We start from the raw sequence: 1,624 nt of genomic DNA, 5'->3' as shown, positions 1-1,624 counted from the left end.
GGCCTAGGAGGCTGTCGGACTTTCCAGGCTTACGCCTGATGGATCAATCCGAGACAATGGCGACAGTGCATTGAGGAGTTCCTCGCGATGAGCCGCTTTGTTTGTGTTGATCGAGACACGGCCTACCTTCTGCCGCCTTCGGTGGACGAGTGGTTGCCCAGTGATCACCTTGCGCGCTTTGTGGTCGAAGTGATTGATCGGCTTGATCTGGACGATCTGGTCAAGCAGTACGCGGGCCGTGGCTCTGCCGCGCATCACCCTGCGGTGCTGCTGGGGCTGCTGATCTACGGGTATGCCAACGGGGTGCATTCGAGCCGCAAGATCGAACGCGCGACCTACGACTCGGTGGCGTTCCGCTTTGTGGCGGCCAATACGCATCCCGATCACGACACGCTGGCGACGTTCCGTCGGCGCTTTCTGAAGGAGATCGAGGCGCTGTTCGTGCAGGTGCTGGTGCTGGCGCGCGAGATGAAGTTACTCAAGCTCGGTCACATTGCGCTGGACGGCACCAAGATTGGAGCCAACGCGAGCAAGCACAAGGCGCTGTCGTGGGGTCATGCCAACAAGATCGAGGCGCAGTTGCGCCAGGAAGTCCAGGACCTGTTGGCGCGGGCGGAGAAGGATGATGGATCCAGCGCGCCCGATGGCATGGATGTGCCCGCCGAGATTGCCCGCCGCGAGGACCGTCTGCGCGCCATCGCGCAGGCCAAGGCCAAGATTGCGCAACGCGCCGCCGAACGATTCAAGGCGGAGCAGCAGGAGTTTGAGGCCAAAGAGGCCAAGCGCCGCGCCCAGCGCGAGGCTGGCAAGAAGCCGCGCGGGCGGGATCCCGAGCCGCCCCAGGCCGGTCCCCAGGACGGCGACCAGGTCAACCTGACGGACGAGGAGTCGCGCATCATGCCGGTGTCCGGCGGCGGCTTCGAGCAGAGCTACAACGCCCAAGCCGGCGTGGACATCGAGACGATGATGGTGGTCACCGCGCACGTCACGCAGTCCTGCAATGACAAGCGCGAAGTGGTGCCCACGCTGGAGCAGATAGCGGCGTTGCCCGAGGCGCTGGGCACCGTGCAGACCCTGGTCGCCGACAACGGCTTTTGCAGCCAGGCGAACGTGGTCGCCTGCGTGCAGGCGGGAATCGAGCCGCTGCTGGCGATGAAGCGCGAGTCGCATCACGTGCCACTGGCCGAACGGTTTGGGCCCGACCCCGACGCGCCGCGAACTGCGGAGCCGGTCGCCAACATGGCCCACCGCCTGTCCACACAGGCAGGCCGGGCGCTGTACAAACTGCGCAAGCAGACCGTCGAGCCCGTGTTCGGCATCATCAAGCACGTCATGGGCTGGCGTCAGATGAGCATGCGCGGACTGCACAAGGCGCAAGGCGAGTGGAACCTCGTGACCATGGCCTGGAACATCAAGCGCATGCATGTGCTGCGCGCCAGGTGACGAGCAAAGGGGGAAGTGCGCCCAGATCACGCCCCACCGCACGACCTGCTACGCGCCCCAACGGGCCGCCCAGGAGCCTGTGCAAGTGATGAAGACGCTGGCGGCGTGCCGGGTCACGCAAAAACCGCGCCGCTCGCCGCCGCCACCCGCCCCTCGGGCTTAAGTCCGACGGTCTCCTAGG

At 65.4% G+C, this 1,624-nt stretch carries 1 protein-coding gene; it reads left to right on the top strand.

Going from position 1 to position 1,624, the window contains the following annotated elements; translation table 11 throughout:
• Positions 1-87: 87 nt before the first annotated feature.
• Positions 88-1,443 (top strand): IS1182 family transposase, encoded by a 1,356-nt coding sequence (locus THIARS_RS17920; protein ID WP_094159249.1) that lies wholly within the window; start codon positions 88-90, stop codon positions 1,441-1,443.
• Positions 1,444-1,624: the final 181 nt, after the last annotated feature.

The sequence above is a fragment of the Thiomonas delicata genome, assembly GCF_900088825.1.
Classification (GTDB): domain Bacteria; phylum Pseudomonadota; class Gammaproteobacteria; order Burkholderiales; family Burkholderiaceae_C; genus Thiomonas_A; species Thiomonas_A delicata.
The sequence above is the reverse complement of the archived record's forward strand: the minus strand, read 5'-3'. Positions and strand labels throughout refer to the sequence as shown.

What these genes read in the sequence shown, in the direction of transcription:
- THIARS_RS17920 (WP_094159249.1), top strand. Translation starts at nt 88, where the DNA reads ATGAGCCGCTTTGTTTGTGTTGATCGAGACACGGCCTACCTTCTGCCG.